The sequence below is a fragment of the Rhodococcus sp. OS5 genome (genome assembly GCF_056837585.1).
The window spans coordinates 4,122,052-4,141,951 of sequence record NZ_CM166368.1; the positions used below are offsets into that span (position 1 = coordinate 4,122,052).

Annotated in this window: 16 protein-coding genes; 6 read left to right on the top strand and 10 right to left on the bottom strand. The window is 64.7% G+C overall.

The features are described 5' to 3' along the window. Position 1 precedes the first annotated feature (1 nt). From rph to clpS, 6 genes are all read right to left on the bottom strand, one after another. On the bottom strand, positions 2–787 hold the full coding sequence (rph, locus tag ACVZUB_RS19195; protein ID WP_003945332.1) for a ribonuclease PH: 786 nt from the start codon (positions 785–787) through the stop codon (positions 2–4). Between the two features lie 52 nt (positions 788–839). Continuing rightward, positions 840–1,598, bottom strand: a complete 759-nt coding sequence (locus tag ACVZUB_RS19200) for a cyclic nucleotide-degrading phosphodiesterase (protein ID WP_047270275.1) — start codon at positions 1,596–1,598, stop codon at positions 840–842. 97 nt (positions 1,599–1,695) lie between these two features. Next, the gene (locus ACVZUB_RS19205) at positions 1,696–2,355 is read right to left on the bottom strand and encodes a rhomboid family intramembrane serine protease (RefSeq protein ID WP_007733273.1); all 660 of its coding nucleotides are present in this window, start codon (positions 2,353–2,355) and stop codon (positions 1,696–1,698) included. A 92-nt stretch (positions 2,356–2,447) separates the two neighbouring features. Further along, positions 2,448–3,515: a P1 family peptidase gene (locus tag ACVZUB_RS19210; protein WP_482627661.1), complete on the bottom strand. Its 1,068-nt coding sequence runs from the start codon at positions 3,513–3,515 to the stop codon at positions 2,448–2,450. Further along, complete coding sequence (gene aosR / locus ACVZUB_RS19215) at positions 3,512–4,102, bottom strand: oxidative stress transcriptional regulator AosR (RefSeq protein ID WP_003945318.1); 591 nt, start codon at positions 4,100–4,102, stop codon at positions 3,512–3,514. Before aosR ends, ACVZUB_RS19210 begins: the two co-directional genes overlap by 4 nt. Before the next feature lie 56 nt (positions 4,103–4,158). Next, positions 4,159–4,470, bottom strand: coding sequence for an ATP-dependent Clp protease adapter ClpS (gene clpS, locus ACVZUB_RS19220; protein WP_037132099.1), 312 nt, complete (start codon positions 4,468–4,470; stop codon positions 4,159–4,161). Positions 4,471–4,591: 121 nt separating this feature from the next. Here clpS and ACVZUB_RS19225 point away from each other — a divergent pair, with 121 nt between their 5' ends. The 3 genes from ACVZUB_RS19225 to ACVZUB_RS19235 are packed head-to-tail and all read left to right on the top strand — an operon-like array spanning position 4,592 to position 8,634. After that, positions 4,592–5,932, top strand: a complete 1,341-nt coding sequence (locus ACVZUB_RS19225; RefSeq protein WP_030537905.1) for a nicotinate phosphoribosyltransferase — start codon at positions 4,592–4,594, stop codon at positions 5,930–5,932. Continuing rightward, positions 5,929–6,576, top strand: a complete 648-nt coding sequence (locus ACVZUB_RS19230) for a nicotinamidase (RefSeq protein WP_042446164.1) — start codon at positions 5,929–5,931, stop codon at positions 6,574–6,576. Before ACVZUB_RS19225 ends, ACVZUB_RS19230 begins: the two co-directional genes overlap by 4 nt. A gap of 9 nt (positions 6,577–6,585) precedes the next feature. Then, positions 6,586–8,634 carry an ATP-dependent DNA helicase gene (locus ACVZUB_RS19235; protein ID WP_058038870.1) on the top strand — a complete coding sequence of 683 codons (2,049 nt, stop codon included), beginning with the start codon at positions 6,586–6,588 and terminating at the stop codon, positions 8,632–8,634. A 68-nt stretch (positions 8,635–8,702) separates the two neighbouring features. On the opposite strand, the gene glgP is transcribed toward ACVZUB_RS19235, so the two are convergent. Beyond that, the gene (gene glgP / locus ACVZUB_RS19240; protein WP_482627662.1) at positions 8,703–11,303 is read right to left on the bottom strand and encodes an alpha-glucan family phosphorylase; all 2,601 of its coding nucleotides are present in this window, start codon (positions 11,301–11,303) and stop codon (positions 8,703–8,705) included. 177 nt (positions 11,304–11,480) lie between these two features. Between glgP and ACVZUB_RS19245 the strand changes: the two genes are divergently transcribed. The 3 genes from ACVZUB_RS19245 to ACVZUB_RS19255 are packed head-to-tail and all read left to right on the top strand — an operon-like array spanning position 11,481 to position 17,154. Continuing rightward, positions 11,481–13,505: an alpha-1,4-glucan--maltose-1-phosphate maltosyltransferase gene (locus ACVZUB_RS19245; protein ID WP_482627663.1), complete on the top strand. Its 2,025-nt coding sequence runs from the start codon at positions 11,481–11,483 to the stop codon at positions 13,503–13,505. After that, entirely contained in the window at positions 13,505–15,706 is a 2,202-nt protein-coding gene (gene glgB, locus ACVZUB_RS19250) for a 1,4-alpha-glucan branching protein GlgB (RefSeq protein WP_283552044.1), read from the top strand. Before ACVZUB_RS19245 ends, glgB begins: the two co-directional genes overlap by 1 nt. Continuing rightward, positions 15,706–17,154: a neutral zinc metallopeptidase gene (locus ACVZUB_RS19255; protein WP_003945377.1), complete on the top strand. Its 1,449-nt coding sequence runs from the start codon at positions 15,706–15,708 to the stop codon at positions 17,152–17,154. Before glgB ends, ACVZUB_RS19255 begins: the two co-directional genes overlap by 1 nt. A gap of 18 nt (positions 17,155–17,172) precedes the next feature. On the opposite strand, the gene ACVZUB_RS19260 is transcribed toward ACVZUB_RS19255, so the two are convergent. From ACVZUB_RS19260 to ACVZUB_RS19270, 3 genes are all read right to left on the bottom strand, one after another. Next, entirely contained in the window at positions 17,173–18,069 is an 897-nt protein-coding gene (locus ACVZUB_RS19260) for a tetratricopeptide repeat protein (RefSeq protein ID WP_283377283.1), read from the bottom strand. 105 nt (positions 18,070–18,174) lie between these two features. Beyond that, on the bottom strand, positions 18,175–18,537 hold the full coding sequence (locus ACVZUB_RS19265) for a DUF3817 domain-containing protein (protein ID WP_003945330.1): 363 nt from the start codon (positions 18,535–18,537) through the stop codon (positions 18,175–18,177). Between the two features lie 100 nt (positions 18,538–18,637). Next, positions 18,638–19,831 (bottom strand): acetyl-CoA C-acetyltransferase, encoded by a 1,194-nt coding sequence (locus ACVZUB_RS19270; RefSeq protein WP_482627664.1) that lies wholly within the window; start codon positions 19,829–19,831, stop codon positions 18,638–18,640. Positions 19,832–19,900: the final 69 nt, after the last annotated feature.

Consider the following 19,900-nt stretch of genomic DNA (forward strand, 5'->3'; position numbering starts at 1 on the left):
CTCAGGCACCGAACTTCTTCTTGGGTTCCGGATTCTTCGGTTCGGGTAGCACCCCGGGATACGGCTCGGCCAACGCTTGACGCTGGATCTCGAAAAGTTGCTCACAACCAGCCAGAGCGGAGTCGAGCAGCTTGTCCAGCGTCGAGCGTGGGAAGGTGGCGCCCTCACCGGTTCCCTGAATTTCCACCAGCGTGCCGGTATCGGTGGCCACGACATTCATGTCGACCTCAGCACGCGAATCCTCTTCGTACGGAAGGTCGAGACGCACTCGTCCGTCCACGACGCCGACGCTGACGGCCGCTATGCCACACGAGATGGGCTGTGGGTCGGAGAGCAGGTCGGCTGCGCGCAGGTACGTCACGGCGTCGACCAGGGCCACGTATGCCCCCGTCACTGCCGCGGTGCGAGTGCCGCCGTCGGCTTGGAGGACGTCGCAGTCGAGGGCGATGGTGTTCTCGCCGATTGCCGCGAGGTCGATGCACGCTCGAAGTGATCGGCCGATGAGTCGACTGATCTCCTGAGTGCGGCCGCCAACCTTGCCCTTGACCGATTCGCGGCCACTACGTGTGTGCGTCGCGGCGGGAAGCATCGCGTATTCGGCTGTCAGCCAACCCAAACCGGAACCCTTGCGCCAGCGGGGTACACCCTCTTCGACGCTGGCGGTGCACATGACGCGAGTGTTCCCGAACTCGACCAGAACGGATCCGGCCGGGTGACTGGTGAACCCGCGGGTGATCTTGACCGTGCGGAGCTCGTCGTCCGCCCTACCGTCTTCTCGTGTAGTCACCTTCGTGAGCCTAGCGGTCGCCCGGTGAGCGCTGCACCGAATGTGAGGGGAATCAGATGTCGTAGACACTTCCGGCGGAGACGGCATGGACCGGTCCGGAGAATTCGGATTTCGCTTCGGCGATCACGTCTTCACGCGATGTCCACGGCGGGATGTGCGTGAGGAGAAGTTCCTTGACGCCGGCGAGCGCGGCCACTCGGCCGGCTTCCTTGCCGGAGAGATGAACCCCCTCGGGGCGATCGGGACTGTCGGTCCACGACGCTTCGGAGAGCAACACGTCCGCATCGCGCGCGAGTTCGACGACGTTGTCGCACATGCCGGTGTCGCCGGTATAGACGAGCACGCGGCCGTCGGCGCCGGTGATCCGGAAACCGTAAGCCTCGGGCGGGTGATTCATCCGACGCGCGACGACGCTCAGTTCTCCGAACGTCACCGGCTCGTTTTCGGCCCAGAGTCGGACGTCGATGGTGTCGGAGATGTCGTCCATCTCGCCGGCACACTCGGCGGAGGACACTCCGATGCGGCAGGCAGTGTCGGTGGGGCCGTAAACCAGAGCTCGGCCGACCGGCGGGTTGGGGTGATAGCGACGCCAGACGAGCAGGCCGGGCATGTCGAGACAGTGGTCCGCATGAAGGTGCGAAAGCAGGATCGTCACCTCGCCCGGATCGGCGTATCGCTGCAACGCCCCAAGAACTCCCGGGCCGAAGTCGATCACGAGCGGCGGAGTTCCCGGTGCCGTGAGCAGGTATCCCGAAGCCGGTGAATCCGGACCCGTGACGCTGCCGGAACACCCCAGGACGGTCATGCGCATACCGGTCATGCTGCCACGTCTACCCGTCTGGGAAAAAGCTCTTGGTGGTTTTGGCGCGTCGAAGTCACACCGCAGTGAGGGTGTGACCCACGTCCGTTCAGAAACTCGGTGGTCGAACGGCCGGCGCCGACCCGGCGCGCTTGGCCCTCTCCCCCGACGTCAACGCCCAGGCGGCAACCACGCCGCCGATCGCTCCGAACAGATGCCCTTGCCAGGAAACCCGTGGATCGCTCGGCAGAACGCCCCACAGCACTCCGCCGTACACGACGAAGACGGCAACGCCGATCAGGATCTGTGTGAAGCTCCGCGTGAAGAACCCGCGCACCAGCAGGTAGGTGACCCAGCCGAAGATCAGCACGGACGCACCGACGTGATTCGAGTTCGAGCCGGCGAACAACCAGGTCCCGACGCCGCCGATCACCCAGATGATGCCGGTCGCCGCGAGTCCCCGCGCAATTCCCGACACCAGCACGAGGTATCCGAGGATCAGCACCGGAATGGTGTTGGCGATCAGATGACCCCAGTCGTCGTGCAGCACCGGGGCGAACAGGATTCCCCACAGGCCGTCGAGCGTGCGCGGGGTGACGCCGGCGTTCTGGACATTCTGACCGGAGATGACATCCACGATCTCGATCACGTAGAGCAGGATCGCGAAGCCGCCCACCAACACGGCCGACTGCTTCCACACCGAGGGCGGACCGGATTTCGGTGCCGGCGTCCGGGTGCCGAAGTCCGGACTGTTGAAATCCATCGTCATCGTGTGCGTCCTCCACCGTCGATCCGGTTTTCTGATCCGGTCACTCGCGACCAGGCTCAATTCGAGATTACCGCCGATTCCAGGAGTGCTGCCTAGAGAAATGCGGACGGGAAGAGTTCGCGGTAACTCGGGATTCCGGCTACCGACGTGGCGTCGAGAATCGCTGTGACGATCGCACGTTCGACCACCTGGGCCGAAGCCGCGCACACCGCGTCGAGTATCGGCAGATCGTTCGGGAAAGCGTCCGGAACCGTGATCTCCGAATTCGGAGTGTGATCACCGGTGGCGAGCGCAAAGATCGTGTCGCCGTCGAGCGGCGAATGTGCGGGCCGAATCGCTCGGGCCAGGCCGTCATGACCTGCGACGGCGACGCGTCGGCACCCGGCTTTCGTCAAGGCGGCGTCAGTGGCGACCACACCGATCGTGGTGTTGAGGACGGTTCCCTTGGCTGCAACGGCGTTGGCCGCCGCGAGTTCGGACGCGTCGGGGAGCCTGAGGCCGAACGACTCCGCGCCGTCCGAGCCGACGCCCCACGGCAGGCCTGTTCTGGGGTCGAAGACCGAACCCACCGGATTCGCCACGATCAAGGCGGAGACCGTCGCCCCCTCGGCGGGGCCGTCGGCGATCACGACGCTGGCCGTTCCCACCCCACCCTTGAGCGCTCCGGCTCTGGCACCTACCCCCGCGCCGACCGTGCCGGTGGCGAATTCGCGCGAAGCAGTGTCGGCAGCGAGGAATCCGAAATCGCCGGTCGGACGAACGGTCCAGTCCCCCACCGGCAGATCGAAGATCACGGCGCCGGGCACGATCGGTACCACCTGGCCGGGAGCGCCCATCGCGATCCCGTGATCGTGTTCCTCGAGCCAGCGCATCACTCCGTCGGCCGCGGCAAGTCCGTAGGCACTACCACCGGTCAACAGCACGGCATTGACCTCCTGGACCGAATGGCTCGGGTCGAGCAGGTCTGTCTCGCGGGTACCCGGACCGCCGCCCCGGACGTCGACTCCGGCGACCACACCGGCCGACGCGAGCACGACCGTGCAGCCGGTGGCTGCGCCGCTTCCGAGAGTGGCTCCCTCGTCGAGCTTGTGGTGATGACCGACGGCGAGGCCGGCGACATCTGTCAGTGAATCAGTGGGCCCGGTCCGCGTTGTGGTCATGGCATGAGCGCCTGGACGAGGGAGTCCTGCATCCACGTCAACCAGTGATAGACGTCGAGATGCGGGGCTCGCGGGTCGTCGGGTTCGAGGCTCTCCGGTGTGTCGGCGTCGATGCCGAGATTGGTTCCGAGCGCGAGACGGACGTCGTTGAGCGAGGACAGCCAGGCGTCGGCCTGTTCCTGCGTGAGAACGACCTTGCCGCCGGCCTCCGGAAGCGAAGCCAACAACATGCGAGCGGACTCACGCTTGGCGTCGATGATCTCGGGTTCGTGCAAACTGCGCAGCGCGCCGTTGACATTGGCGCCGGCGTCGTCGAGATCGTCACTGTCCGGAGCGACCTTGTCCGGATCGGTGCGCTGGAAGTCGGGAAGCAAACGCGCCAACACCGGATTGTCGGGCGTCTCCGAATTTCCGGTACGAAGACCCGTCAGCGCGGCGAGCTCGTCTTGCGGCGCCGAAGACGCGCGCTCGTCGAGAAGCCCGGTCACCGACTCCACGAGCGAGCGCAGAACCGCCGCCTCGTGGCCGTCCATCTCGGACTTGAACTTCACTCCGCCGAGTGAACTCTTCCTACTCCACGTCCGCACGCGTCGGACTCCCGTCTACGAGTTAGGCGAACAAATCGGCCGAAAAAGTGCTTTTCTCAGGTGTCGTCGCGTTGCATCGTGGCCCAGAGACCGGCAGCGTGGAGGCGACGAACATCGGCCTCCATCTTGTCGCGCGAACCGCTCGAGACCACGGCCTTGCCCTCCGAATGGACTTGCATCATCAGGTCGGTGGCCTTGGCTTTGCTGTAGCCGAACAACTTCTGGAACACGTAAGTCACGTAATGCATGAGATTGACCGGGTCGTCCCAGACGATGGTCACCCAGGGCCGATCTGCGGCTTCGATGGTCGAAACAGCCTCCGACTGCTCGGGCGTGGCTTGAGGAGAGGAAGCCGTAGCGCCTCTCATCGTTACGTTCGCCGAGTAAGTGCCGGACACGGTCGCGCCGCCGAAAACCATGTATCCAGGGTACGGCGCGACGAGAGGCGACAACACCCACCCACGTCGTCTCGCGCATAGAGTTGTGTGCGTGCCTACGCAAATTTCCGACATCCGCGACGCCGGTGCCAGCACCGCACTGCTCACCGATCAGTACGAACTGACCATGCTCTCGGCGGCTCTCGCCGACGGATCTGCCTTCCGCAACTGCAGTTTCGAGGTATTTGCACGGCGGCTGCCAGACGGCCGTCGCTACGGCGTCGTCGCCGGTACCGAGCGCCTTCTCGACGCACTCGAGCAGTTCCGGTTCGGTGAACCTGAACTGGCGATCGTTGCAAAATTTCTCGACGACACGACCGTCGAGTGGCTGCGCAACTATCGATTCTCCGGTGACATCGACGGCTACCGCGAGGGAGATTTCTACTTCCCCGGATCACCGATCCTCTCGGTCCGCGGAACGTTCGCCGAGTGCGTCATCCTCGAAACCTTGATTCTCTCGATCCTCAACCACGACAGCGCGATCGCTTCGGCCGCAGCCCGCATGGTGAGCGCAGCGGGCGGTCGACGGATGATCGAGATGGGCTCGCGTCGTACACACGAACAGGCCGCCGTCGCCGCTTCACGTGCCGCCTATCTCGCCGGCTTCGACGCCACCTCCAACCTCGAAGCCGCGCGGCGTCACGACGTACCCAGCGCAGGTACCAGCGCGCACGCCTTCACGCTCCTGCACACCACCGAAGACGGTCCGGACGAGGCAGCAGCATTCCGCGGTCAGGTCGCGGCACTCGGCGTATCCACCACGTTGCTCGTCGATACCTACGACATCACCGAGGGTGTGAAAACGGCTGTCGCCGTTGCCGGTCCCGAGCTGGGCGGGGTTCGCATCGACTCCGGCGATCTCGGCGTTCTTGCTCGTCAGGTACGCCAACAACTCGACGATCTCGGTGCTACCAAAACACGCATCGTCGTCTCCGGCGACCTGGACGAGTACGCGATCGCGGCTCTGCGCGCCGAACCCGTCGACTCGTACGGCGTCGGCACTTCCCTGGTCACCGGATCAGGCGCCCCCACCGCCGGCATGGTCTACAAACTTGTCGAGGTCGACGGAATCGCGGTCGAGAAGAGAAGCACCAACAAGGCATCTCGCGGCGGCGCAAAGAAGGCACTGCGCGTAGTGCGTCCGACCGGAACGATCGTCGAAGAAGTCATCTACCCCGCCGGATCACCGTCACCTGTCTCCGAGGCGGACGGCGCGACCGAACTGCTGATCCCGCTGGTTCGCGAAGGCAAGGTCGTCGACAGCGCGCCGACGCTCGAAGAGAGCAGAGCAGTTCTGAAGGCAGGGCTCGTGAGCCTGCCGTGGGAAGGCCTCAAGCTCTCGCGCGGAGACTCGGCTGTGCCCGTTCGATTCACCGGAGGTGAGCACCAGTGAGTGCAAAAGCACTGATAATTGTCGACGTTCAGAACGATTTCTGTGAAGGTGGAGCTCTTGCAGTCGACGGCGGTGCTGCGGTTGCGGGAGCCGTCAACGATTTCGTCAACTCCCACGAGTACGACGCCGTAGTCGCGACTCGCGATTTCCACATCGACCCTGGGGCGCACTTCTCCGAGAATCCCGACTTCATCGACAGCTGGCCGGTTCACTGCGTCGTCGGGACAGCCGGCGCCGAGTTCCATCCGGCGTTCGACGCTTCCGTCGCCGGGTCGGCGATCTTCTCCAAGGGCGCCTACAGCGCGGCCTACTCCGGTTTCGAAGGAGCAGCCGAGGACGGAACGACGCTCGAGGACTGGCTCCGCGCCCACGAGATCACCGACGTCGACGTGATCGGAATTGCCACGGATCACTGTGTCAAGGCCACGGCCGTCGATGCCGCGCGCGCGGGGTTCGCCACGACTGTCCTTCTCCCCTTCACCGCTGGTGTGTCGACCGCCACGATCGAGTCGGCATTGGTGCAGATGCGGGAGGCGGGAGTGCAGCTGATCGGGCGAGACGAGGCCTCGTCGCAAGAAGACTCGAATGCCGGGGAACCACCCCGGGAATCATCCGTGGACGTTTCTGACGTAGGGATCCATTAACCTTCGTGGGTGGCCGATCAACTCCCGAACGTTCCCGAACTGCTCCAGACAGCGGTGCGGTCGCTCGGCGGTGCCGAACGAACCAGTCAGCTGACGATGGCGTCCGCCGTGGCGCACTCGATCGACACCGGCGAGCATCTGGCCGTCCAGGCCGGCACCGGTACCGGTAAGTCGCTCGCCTACCTCGTTCCGAGCCTGCGCCACGCGGTCGAATCGGGACGCACCGTGGTCGTGTCCACCGCCACCATCGCGCTGCAGCGTCAGCTCGTCGACCGAGATCTGCCTCGACTCGCCGATGCCCTGAAGAAGCCACTCGGCCGACGCGCAGAGTTCGCAATCCTCAAGGGCCGCAACAACTATCTGTGCATGAACAAGATCCATACCGGCGCGTCCGAGCAGCCACCCGAGGACGAGTTGTTCGATCCGTTCACGGTCTCGCGTCTCGGCCGGGAGGTCGTCCGCCTCACCGAATGGTCCTCCGACACCGAAACCGGTGATCGGGACGAATTGGTGCCGGGCGTATCCGATCAGGCGTGGCGGCAGGTCAGTGTCACCTCCCGCGAATGCATCGGTAAGAACCAGTGCCCGGTCGGTGAGGACTGCTTCGCCGAGCGCGCCCGAGTCGAGGCGTCGAAGGCCGACGTAGTGGTCACCAACCACGCACTGCTCGCGATCGACGCCATCACCGGCATCCAGATCCTGCCTGACCACGACGTCGTGGTGATCGACGAGGCCCACGAGTTGGTCGACCGCGTCACCGGCGTCGCCACGGCCGATCTCACTGCCGCGTCGATCAGTGCCGCGGCCCGGCGTTGCGGCAAGATCGCCGAAGAGCAGGATGCCGATCGCCTCGAAGCTGCCGGCGAGGGGTGGGCTGGACTCCTCGAGGAATTGCGCCCAGGTCGCTGGGAAGGCCTCCCGGACGGGGCGGCACCCGCACTGGCTGCGATCCGCGACGCGGCCTGGTCGCTGCGCACCGCTATCGGTCCGGCCAAACCGGGTATGGCTGCTGCAGATCCCGAAGCCGCTGCGGCCCGCAACGCCGCACTCTCGTCCGTCGACGACGTCCACGACAGTGCAGTGCGTATTCTCACCGCTTTCGACGAACCCGACCCGGCCAAGCGCAAGGACGTCGTCTGGCTGTCCTCGGACGAGTTCCGCGGATCGGTGCGGCGCTCCGTCCGGATGGCTCCGCTCTCGGTCGGCGGATTGCTGCGCTCGCGACTGTTCGCCGAATCCACCGTCGTTCTCACTTCCGCGACACTGACCGTCGGCGGATCGTTCGACGGTCTCGCCGTCAACTGGGGTCTTCCTGCGGAATCGTCCGCGCGCCCCGACTCGGGTACCGCCATCGGCACCGAAGCACCCTCTGACGCTTCGGCTTTCCGCTGGAACTCACTCGACGTCGGGTCGCCCTTCGACCATGCAAAGGCCGGCATCATCTACATTGCCCGCCACCTGCCCACGCCCGGCCGCGACGGCCTCTCCCCTGTCTATCTCGACGAGATCGCCGAACTCGTCGAGGCCGCCGGCGGACGCACCCTCGGCTTGTTCTCCTCGATGCGCGCCGCCAAAGCCGCGTCGGAGGCGATGCGCGAACGCCTCGACACCCCCATCCTGTGCCAGGGCGACGACGCCACCGGCACCCTCGTCAAGGCCTTCGCCAAGGACGAACCCACGTCACTGTTCGGCACGTTGTCCCTGTGGCAGGGCGTCGATGTCCCTGGCCCATCGCTGAGCCTCGTCATCTTGGACCGGATTCCGTTCCCGCGCCCGGACGATCCACTGTTGATGGCTCGCCAACAAGCCATCGAATCCCATGGCGGTAACGGCTTTCTCAGCGTCTCGGCCAATCACGCGGCGCTGCTCCTGGCACAGGGCGTCGGCCGTCTGCTTCGTAGCACCGACGACAAGGGCGTGGTGGCCGTGCTCGATCCGCGTCTGGCCACGGCGAGATACGCGGGTTACCTTCGCGCATCACTGCCTCCGTTCTGGGAGACGACCAACCCCGAAGTCGTCCGCAAGGCACTCACCCGCATCCGCGACTCACGTCCCTGACCCAGTTCTCACGCGGGCACAATTCTGCCCCGGTACCGACCGAACGGACCGGGGCAGAATGTATTACGTCAGACGCTCGGAGTGGTCACCAACCCGAGTTCGGAGGCATCGACCAACAACCGGTGATGCGGCAGCACCCGCACGGTGTATCCCACGGAGCCGGAGACCGGAAGCGCAACCTCGGCTTCGAAGATCTCGGCTCCGTCCTCGGTTCCGAAATGTGTCATCGGGAACGTCACCACGTCGGTGAGTTCCTCGCCTGGGCTGACGCGTCCCAGGACTGCCTGAACCTCCACATCCGAGACCGACAAGCCGCCGAGGCGGACCTTGGCTTTCAAAGAGATGGTCGCACCGATCTCCGGGGTGTCCGGCAGGCCGGAACCGTCAACCTGCTCGACGGCGACCGACGGCCACTGCGACTCGATACGGCGACGGAACTCGGCCACCTCACGCGCGCCGGCAAAATCGTCCGCCACTACCGCTCGAGCTGATTCCGCCGAAGGGGCGTAGTAGTCGACGGCGTAGTCACGAACCATGCGTGATGCCAACACCTTCGGGCCCAGATTCTCGAGGGTGTGGCGAACCCTCTCGACCCAGCGCGTCGGCAGATCGGCTGCATCACGGTCGTAGAACGTCGGCAGTACCGCGTGCTCGAGAAGTTCGTAGAGGGCGCTGGCTTCCAGATCGTCACGCCGCACGTCGTCGAGAACACCGTCGGCCGTCGGAATGGCCCACCCGTTCTCGCCGTCGTACATCTCGTCCCACCATCCGTCGCGAATGGAGAGGTTGAGGCCGCCGTTGAGCGCGGATTTCATGCCGGAAGTACCGCACGCCTCGAGGGGGCGAAGCGGGTTGTTGAGCCACACGTCGCAGCCCCAGTACAGGTAGCGGGCCATCGACATGTCGTAATCAGGCAGGAAGACGATGCGGTGACGCACATCCGCTTCGTCGGCGAACCGCACGACCTGCTGGATGAGTGCCTTACCGCCGTCGTCGGCGGGGTGCGACTTGCCGGCCACCACCAACTGCACCGGACGTTTCTCGTCGAGCAACATCGCACGCAGACGCTCGGGATCACGCAGCATCAGCGTCAACCGCTTGTACGTCGGAACGCGCCTCGCGAATCCGACTGTCAAGACGTTGGGATCGAATACTCCAGTGGTCCAGCCGAGTTCGGCCTCGGTCGCGCCGCGTTCGAGCCAGGACGCTCGGACGCGACGACGAACTTCGTCGACCAACTTGCCGCGCAACGCATTACGTGTTTCCCACAGTTCGGTTGCCGACAACTCGTGCAGGCGCTCCCACCCGCGTGCTTCTTCGAGTTGCTCCTGACCGACGATCCGCCTGGCCACGTCCATCCACTCCGGCGCCGCCCACGTCGGCGCGTGAACACCGTTGGTGACCGAACCGATCGGCACCTCGTCGGCGTCGAAGCCCGGCCAGAGACCGTTGAACATGTCGCGGCTGACGATTCCGTGCAACTTCGAGACGCCGTTGGCTCGCTGGCCCAGGCGAAGACCCATGTGCGCCATGTTGAAGATCGACGGATCGGCTTCACGCCCCATCCCGACGATGCGGTCGACGGTCAGGCCGGGAAGCAAACTCGATTCGTTCTCGCCGTTCGCTCCGCCGAAGTAGTGACGGACCAGATCCGCCGGGAAGCGGTCGATTCCGGCGGGAACCGGAGTGTGCGTCGTGAAGACCGTTCCGGCACGGACCGCGGCCAGAGCCGAATCGAAGTCCAGACCGCTGGTGGTGACAAGTTCCCGAATCCGTTCGATGCCGAGGAATCCGGCATGCCCCTCGTTCATGTGGAACACCTCGGGATCGGGCAATCCGTACGCCGCGGTGTAGGCGCGCACCGCGCGGACGCCGCCGATACCCGCGAGGATCTCCTGCTTGATGCGGTGATCCTGGTCCCCGCCGTAGAGACGGTCCGTGACGCCGCGCAGATCCGCGTCGTTCTCGGCGATGTCGGAATCGAGCAGCAGCAACGGCACTCGTCCGACCTGAGCGATCCACACTCGCGCACGCAGCACCCGGCCACCGGGCATGGCGACGTGAATGACGACCGGCGATCCGTCTTCGGAAGCCGGGCCTGCGTCCGTCAGCAAACGAAGAGGCAACCCTTGAGGGTCGTGCGGCGGGTAGTGCTCGGCCTGCCAACCGTCGGCGGTCAGCGACTGGCGGAAGTAGCCGGATCGGTAGAGCAGTCCGACGCCGATGAGCGGCAGCCCGAGGTCGGACGCGGCCTTGAGGTGATCGCCCGCCAGGATGCCCAATCCACCGGAGTAGTTGGGCAGAACTTCGCTGACTCCGAACTCCATGGAGAAGTACGCAATTCCGCCGGCTGACGATGTGCCCTTGGCCTGCTGGGATTGGTACCAGCGCGGGGTGCTCAGATAAGCATCGAGATCGGCTGCTGCAGTGTCGAGGTCACCGAGAAATGCCTCGTCACTGCTGAGTTCGTCGAGACGGGTGGGGTCGACTTCCCCGAGCATGCGGACCGGATCGAACTGGACTGCTTGCCAGAGTTCGGGGTCGAGTCGCGAGAACAGATCCTGTGTCTCGGGATGCCACGACCACCGAAGGTTGGTGGACAGGGGGCCGAGCGCGGCGAGGCGCTCCGGAAGGTGGGCTCGGACAGTGAACCGACGCAAGGCTTTCACCCCGCGAACCCTAGTCGAGTTCCTTGCACTCTGTCCGGTGGAACCGAACGCCCGAGCCGACCTGACCACCGACAGACCCGAATTCGTCGTTATCAGCACTCCAGCGCCGCACCCACTACGGTTGAACCCGGCGAAAGAAAGTTTTACCGCGATCCATCACCAGAAATGGAGCTTCCCGTGTCAGGACGCCTCGGTATCGACGACGTGGTACCCGAGATCTCGGGTAACTATCCGGCAAAGGCCGTGGTCGGTGAAGTCTTCCCAGTGCACGCCACCGTGTGGCGAGAAGGCCACGACGCCATTTCCGCCACTTTGGTCGTGCGTGGTCCGCGCGGTACCAAGCCGCTGCGCATTCCGATGGACCCCGGCACCGAACCGGACACCGTCGACGCGGTGTTCACACCGTCCGCCCAAGGTATGTGGTCGTTCCGGATCGAGGCGTGGAGCGATCCCATCGCCACCTGGAAGCACGCCGTGGAAGCGAAACTCGCCGTCGGGCAAGGGGCGGCCGAGTTGGCCAACGACCTGGAAATCGGTGCGCGCCTGTTCGAACAGGCCGCGCACGAGGTACCGCGGGGCAACAGGTCCAGGCTCGAGGCCGTCACGGCGTCGCTGCGCAGCGATCAGGCGCTGACTGCTCGCGTCGCGCCGGCCTTCGCCTCCGACGTCGCCGAACTGCTCCGCGCCACTCCGCTCCGTGAACTGGTCACCAAGGGCGAGTCCCACCCCGTCGTCGTCGATCGCAACCGTGCACTGTTCGGATCGTGGTACGAGTTCTTCCCCCGCTCGACGGGCGGTTGGGACGAGAACGGGGTGCCGCAACACGGTACTTTCCGAACCTCGGCCGAAGACCTACCCCGCATCGCCGCAATGGGTTTCGACGTCGTCTACCTTCCGCCGATCCATCCCATCGGCGAGATCAACCGCAAGGGACGCAACAACACTCTCACTCCCGAACCCGGTGACGTCGGCTCGCCGTGGGCCATCGGCTCGGTCGACGGCGGGCACGACGCTGTTCACCCGCAGCTCGGCACGCTCAAGGACTTCAAGGCGTTCGTCGCTGCGGCCCGCAAGCTCGATCTCGAAGTGGCACTGGATCTCGCGCTGCAGTGCGCCCCGGATCATCCATGGGCCAAGAAGCATCCGGAGTGGTTCAACGTCCTTCCCGACGGCACCATCGCCTACGCCGAGAACCCGCCCAAGAAGTATCAGGACATCTACCCGATCAACTTCGACACCGATCCTCGCGGTCTGGACAAGGAAATCCTGCGAGTCGTCCGACACTGGATCAGTGCCGGCGTCAAGATCTTCCGGGTAGACAACCCGCACACCAAGCCGCCGAACTTCTGGGAGACACTCATCTCGGAGGTCAAGAAAACTGACCCCGACGTCTTGTTCCTCGCCGAGGCTTTCACTCGTCCGGCGCGCATGTACGGCCTTGCCCGGCGCGGGTTCACGCAGTCGTACACGTACTTCACCTGGCGAGTTGCGAAGTGGGAGCTCACCGAATTCGGTAACGAGCTGGCGGCGAAGGCCGACGAAGCCCGACCGAACCTCTTCGTGAACACGCCGGACATCCTGCACGAGTCCCTCCAGCACGGTGGGCCCGGAATGTTTGCACTGCGAGCAGCTCTCGCCGCCACCCTGGCGCCGACGTGGGGCGTCTACTCCGGTTACGAACTCTACGAACACCAAGCCGTTCGCCCCGGCAGCGAGGAATACCTCGACTCCGAGAAATACGAACTTCGGCCGCGCCGTTTCGCCGAAGCAGCAGCGCGAGGCGAATCTCTCGAGCCGTGGATCACCGCACTCAATCGCATCCGGCGTGCACACCCGGCCCTGCAGCAGTTGCGGAACCTGCACTTTCACCACATCGACAACGACGCGTTGATCGCCTACTCGAAGTTCGACGCCTCGACCGGTGACGCCGTCCTGACGGTGATCAACCTCAACCCGTTCGCTGCAGAAGAGGGCACCGTCTGGTTGGACATGCCGGCGCTCGGACGCGAATGGCACGACCACATGACCGTGCTCGACGAGGTAACCGGTGAGCAGTTCAATTGGGGCCAAGCCAATTTCGTCCGCCTCGAGCCCTGGCGTTCGGTGGCGCACATCCTCGCGCTCCCACCCGTTCCGTATCCGGCCCGGATCTCTCTGGCCTACCAAGCACGCAATGCGCACCGCGCAGGTGGAGGCAAGTGATGTCAACCGAGAAGTTCCCTTCGGGTATCGCACCGGACAATCACGATCTGGAGCTGTTGGCGCGCGGTGAACATCACGATCCGCACAGTGTCCTCGGCGCCCATCCCCACGCCGACGGCACCGTTCTGCGAGCGTTGCGTCCCAACGCCGAGTCCGTCAGTGCCGTCATCGGCGGCAAAAACTTTCCTCTCGAACATGTTTCGAACGGAATCTTCGCGGCTCTGGTCCCCTACCCCGACCTGATCGACTATCGCTATTCCGTGACGTACCCGGGTGGACACACGGTTCTCGCAGCCGACCCTTACCGGTTCCTGCCTACTCTCGGTGAACTCGACCTACACCTGTTCGGCGAAGGTCGGCACGAACGACTGTGGGACATCCTCGGTGCACATCCGCGTTCTTACGAGACACCGGACGGCCCCGTCGACGGCACCTCGTTCGCCGTCTGGGCTCCGGCCGCCCGCGGCGTGACCGTCGTCGGCGACTTCGACGGGTGGAGTGGGCAATTCGCCCCCATGCGAGTCCTCGGATCCACTGGGGTCTGGGAACTCTTCCTGCCCGACATCGCAGTCGGTTCGCTGTACAAGTTCCGGGTCCACGGCCACGACGGCTCCGTTCGCGACAAGGCCGATCCCATGGCATTCGGTACCGAGGTCCCGCCGGCGACGGCGTCGCGAGTGACCACCAGTTCGCATGAGTGGAACGACGGGGCCTGGCTCGAAACCCGCGCCGGTGTCGATCCTTCGCAGTCCCCGATGAGCGTGTACGAGGTGCACCTCGGATCGTGGCGTCCGGGACTCGACTACCGGCAGATGGCCGAGCAACTCGCCGTCTACGTCACCGAAACCGGATTCACCCACGTCGAACTGCTGCCCGTCTCCGAGCATCCGTTCGGTGGATCGTGGGGATACCAGGTCACCTCGTACTACGCACCGACCTCCCGCTTCGGCACCCCGGACGACTTCCGCTGGTTCGTCGACCACCTGCACGCCGCAGGGATAGGTGTCATCGTCGACTGGGTGCCTGCACACTTCCCCAAAGACGAGTGGGCCCTGGCTCGTTTCGACGGAACTCCCCTGTACGAGCACGCCGATCCGCGTCGCGGCGAGCAGTTGGACTGGGGCACATACGTATTCGACTTCGGTCGCCGCGAGGTGCGGAACTTCCTCGTCGCCAATGCACTCTTCTGGCTCGAGGAGTTCCACATCGACGGACTTCGCGTCGACGCTGTCGCATCGATGCTGTACCTGGACTACTCACGCCCGGAAGGTGGATGGACTCCCAACATTCACGGCGGCCGCGAGAATCTCGAAGCCGTTGCGTTCCTGCAGGAGATGAACGCCACCGTCCACAAGAACCATCGAGGAGTCGTCACCGTCGCCGAGGAGTCGACGGCGTGGCCCGGAGTCACTCGGGCGACCAATGTCGGCGGCCTCGGATTCAACATGAAGTGGAACATGGGGTGGATGCACGACACCCTCGGGTTCCTCGGTCACGACCCGGTACACCGGACCTACCACCATCACGAGATCACGTTCTCACTGATGTACGCGTGGAGTGAGAACTACCTGCTACCGATCAGCCATGACGAAGTGGTGCACGGCAAAGGAACTCTGTGGACCCGGATGCCCGGCAACGACTTCGCCAAGGCGTCCGGCCTGCGCTCACTGCTTGCATACATGTGGGCGCATCCTGGCAAGCAACTGCTGTTCATGGGACAGGAGTTCGGTCAGAGTGCGGAATGGTCCGAAGAACGCGGCCTCGACTGGTGGCAGCTCGACGATCAGTACACCGGCACTCTCCATCGCGGCGTCCAGCGACTGGTCGGCGATCTCAACTCCGCGTATCGACGTCATCCGGCCATGTGGACCCTCGACACCTCGCCCGGTGGATACTCCTGGATCGACGCCAACGACACCGAGAACAACGTCCTCAGTTTTCTGCGTTACGGTACTGACGGTTCGATTGTCGCCTGCCTGTTCAACTTCTCGGGCAGTGAGCACTCGAGCTACCGCGTCGGGCTACCAGAGCCCGGCCGATGGGTGGAAATTCTCAACACCGATGCCGAGGTGTACGGCGGCTCCGGAGTCGGGAACCTCGGAGCGGTCACAGCAACGTCGCATTCGTGGCACGGTCGGCCAGCCTCCGCACAGGTGGCGCTGCCAGCTGCTGGAGCGATTTGGATAAGTCTGGAGCGTTGATGGTCGGCCGGCGAGTAGTCATTGTCACGTCGTCACTGTTGGCAGTGGCAGCACTGCTCGCCGGTTGTGCCCAGGGAACGAGTGGCCACGCCGTCTCGATTTATCACGATCCCTTCCGCGTCGCCGGACTCGACGCAACGGCAGGACCAAGTGGGTTGCGTCCGGGAGCCCCCAACGCCGACCGAGCAATCACCGGCACCGACGGCGGGGACATCGACGCGCTGGCAGCCAACGCCATCACAGACATCGAAACCTACTGGGCCGCCGAGTACCCGGCTCTGTTCGACAAGCCCTTCGAACCGGTCGACGAGCTGATCTCGTGGGACCCCACCGAATCGAACGGCCCGGACTTCTGTGAGGAGACCACCGAAGAACTCATCAACGCCGGGTACTGCAGCATCGATCACACCATCGGTTGGGATCGTGAATTGCTGCTGCCCGAGGTGCGGGAGAAGTTCGGTGAAGTGGCCGTCGCGTTCATCTTTGCGCACGAGTACGGCCATGCCGTTCAACGCAAGGCCGGGATCGTCGGCGGTAAACGAGACGCAGCCCTGGTGCGCGAACAGCAGGCCGACTGTTTCGGTGGCGCCTTCTTGCGGCACGTCGCCGAGGACAAGGCCGCGCACTTCACGATGAACACCTCCGACGGACTCAACAAGGTGTTGGCGTCGGCGGTCGCCATCCGCGACGAAGACCCTAATGATCCTGAGAGCCACCATGGTTCGGCGTTCGAGCGCGTCACCGCCACTCAGATCGGCTTCACCGACGGCGCCGGTGCGTGCGCGAAGATGGACGCCGACGAAATCGAGTCACGGCGTGCAGACCTCCCGCAGCAGTTCGCCGAGGGCAACGATTCCGGAGAACTGCCCGTCACCGAGGCAACTCTCGACGAGTTCGTGAAGACCTTCCAAGCGATCTTCGATCTACCGCAGCCACCGAAGGTCGTGTTCACCGGCGCAGACACCGGGTGCAGCGATGCCGTTGCGACCGAACCCGTCTCGTACTGCCCGTCGACGAACACCATCGGAATCAGCGTCGACGACCTTGCCGAGCGCGGCACGCCGGGTCGCGTCGGGCGACGCGAGTTGATCCAGACCAACATCACCGGTGACTACAACGCCTATGTCCTGCTCGCGTCGAGGTACACCCTCGCGATGCAGAAGGAGAACGGCCAATCGCTCGACACTCCGCAGACTGCCCTGCGCGCGGCCTGCTTGTCCGGCGTCATCACCGCAGCACTCAGTCCCACCAACGCCGCGGCGTCCGGAGCACAGGTCACACTCTCTCCCGGCGACCTCGACGAAGCCGTATCGGGGCTGCTGACCGACGGCCTGGCTGCCAGTGACGTCAACGGTGAGACGGTTCCGAGCGGGTTCGCACGTGTCGACGCGTTCCGGACCGGCGTTCTCGGTGGCCGGGAAGTGTGCGACAGCCGCTACACGGAGTAGCGACTGCCGGTCCACACGTCAGTAGAGAGCGGAAGCCAACTTACGACGGGCCGCGATGACGATCGGTTCTGCCGGGTCGAACAGTTCGAACAGTTCGAGCAGGCGCGTCCGAGCGGCAGCCTTGTCGTCGCCGGCAGTTCGCGAGACCACCGAGATCAAGCGGGCGAACGACGCCTCGGGTTGCTGGGCGAACATTTCCAGGTCGGCCGCAGCGAACTGCAGTTCGAGATCGGACGGATCAGCATCCGCGGCCGCAATCGACTCGGGATCGACACCCTGAACCCGAGCCATGAACTTCACCTGGCGGACAGCGCTCTTGGCCTCCGCATTGTTGGGTTCGGCGTCGAGAATTTCCTGGTACGCAGCGATGGCGGCGTCGAGATCGCCCTCGTCCAGCGCGGTTTCAGCGGCCACGAAGCGAGGATCCTCGACCTCCTCCACCGGTTCGTCCGCGTCGGAGACCGGCCCACTCAACTTGCCCTCGACAGCTTGGAGGACTGCGTCGAACCACTGGCTGAGCTGCGCCTCCGGCTGAGCGCCCTGGAAATCGGCCAACGGCTGACCGGCCGCGACAGCAATAACCGTCGGCACCGACTGGACGCCGAAAGCCTGCGCGATGCGAGGACTCACGTCGACGTCGACGTTGGCAAGAATCCACTTGCCGCCGGCTCGCGCTGCAAATGATTCGAGAACTTCGGTGAATACGACCGAGGGCTCGTATGCGCGGCCACCGATGTTGACGATCACCGGCACCTGGCTCGACTTCAGCAGGACTTCGCTTTCGAAGTTCTCCTCGGTCACCTCGATCACTGCCCCGGAGACAGCAGAAACGGCCCCGTCGCCGCTGGTGTTACGCGGCGGTGGTGGGGCCGTGGCCCGCTCTTTGAAGGCGGACAAGTCGACTGCGCCGCTCATGGCGGCAGCAACTGCGGACGAACGCGCGGGGGGCCTGGAACCTGGTCGAGTCACGGCTCCCAGTTTGTCACGAGTTGCGAGAAGCTACGTAGAGGGATGCAGCACTCAGACGAGCGCCGCGTTGCCCTTGGACGCCTCGAACTCCGTGGACAGCTCACCGAGCTTGCCGTTTCGCACTGCCCAGCGTTCGAAGATGACGGTGCCGAAGGGCGGAACGCTCGAGATCAGCGCAAGGATCGTGGTCTTGACGTCCCACTTGAGCGACCACGCGGTCAGGAGTGCAACAACGATGAACACCAGGAAGCCGGCGGTTCCGTGGACCATTCCGGGGATGCGAATCGCTTCTTCGTGTCCGAGGACCCACTTGAAGAACATGGCAACCAGCAAGGCCGCCCAGGTCACAGCTTCCCACCACGCCACCAGACGGAAGCGTTTCGCGGGAGTGGATACGTCAAAGATGTTCGCCATGAGGCCATTGTGCCCGAACAACTACGACGCCCCGTAGTTGTGTGAGAAAAACCACGGGGTGTCGCAGAGCGAGAGCGCTCGTTCAGGTGTATTTAGACACTCAGGCCTTGGGGACGCGGACGATGAGTGCGTCGCCTTGTCCGCCGCCGCCGCAGAGTGCGGCTGCGCCGATGCCGCCGCCGCGGCGTTGCAGTTCGAGGGCGAGGTGCAGGGCGATGCGGGCGCCGGACATGCCGAGGGGGTGGCCGACGGCGATGGCGCCGCCGTTGACGTTGACCTTGGCGGGGTCGAGGCCGAGTTCGCGGGTGGAGGCGATCCCGACGGCGGCGAATGCTTCGTTGATTTCGACGAGGTCGAGGTCGGTGGGGTCGATGCCTTCCTTCGCGCAGGCTTTGGCGATGGCCCGGGCGGGTTGGGACTGGAGGGTGGAGTCGGGTCCGGCGACGACGCCGTGGGCGCCGATTTCCGCGATCCAGGTCAGGCCGAGTTCTTCGGCTTTGGTTTTGCTCATCACGATCACGGCGGCGGCGCCGTCGGAGATCGGGGAGGCGGAGCCGGCGGTGATGGTGCCGTTTTTGCTGAACGCGGGACGCAGTTTGCCGAGGGATTCGGTGGTGGTGTCGGCGCGGATGCCTTCGTCCTGGGCGAAGACGATGGGCTCGCCCTTGCGTTGGGGGATGGAGACGGGGACGACTTCGTTGTCGAAGAGGCCGTCTTTCCAGGCGCGGGCCGCGTTCTGGTGTGAGGCGGCGGCGAAGGCGTCCTGCTCGGCGCGGGTGATGTGGGCGGTTTCGTGTTGGTTGACTTGTTCGGTGAGCAGGCCCATGGCCTGGTCGGTGAAGATGTCGTGGAGGCCGTCGTAGGCCATGTGGTCGCGGAGGGTGACGTCGCCGTATTTGAAGCCTTCGCGGCTTTTTTCGAGCATGTGGGGTGCGCGGGACATCGATTCCTGCCCGCCGGCGACGACGATGTCGAATTCGCCGGCGCGGATGAGTTGGTCGGCGAGGGCGATGGCGTCGATGCCGGAGAGGCACACTTTGTTGATGCTCAGGGCGGGGACGTTCATGGGGATGCCGGCGGCGACGGCGGCTTGGCGGGCGGGCATCTGGCCGGCGCCGGCGGTGAGGACCTGTCCCATGATGACGTAGTCGACCTGTTCGGGTGCGACTGAGGACTTGTCGAGGGCGCCTTTGATGGCGATGCCGCCGAGGTCGGACCCGGAGAGGTCTTTCAACGATCCGAGGAGTCGACCCATCGGGGTACGAGCTCCCGCAACAATCACAGAACTGGTCACGATTTCCTCCGGCTGCAAAAGAGAGATAGTCGTCGGTTCCGTGCGGCCTAAGAGCCAAGTCACATCCCG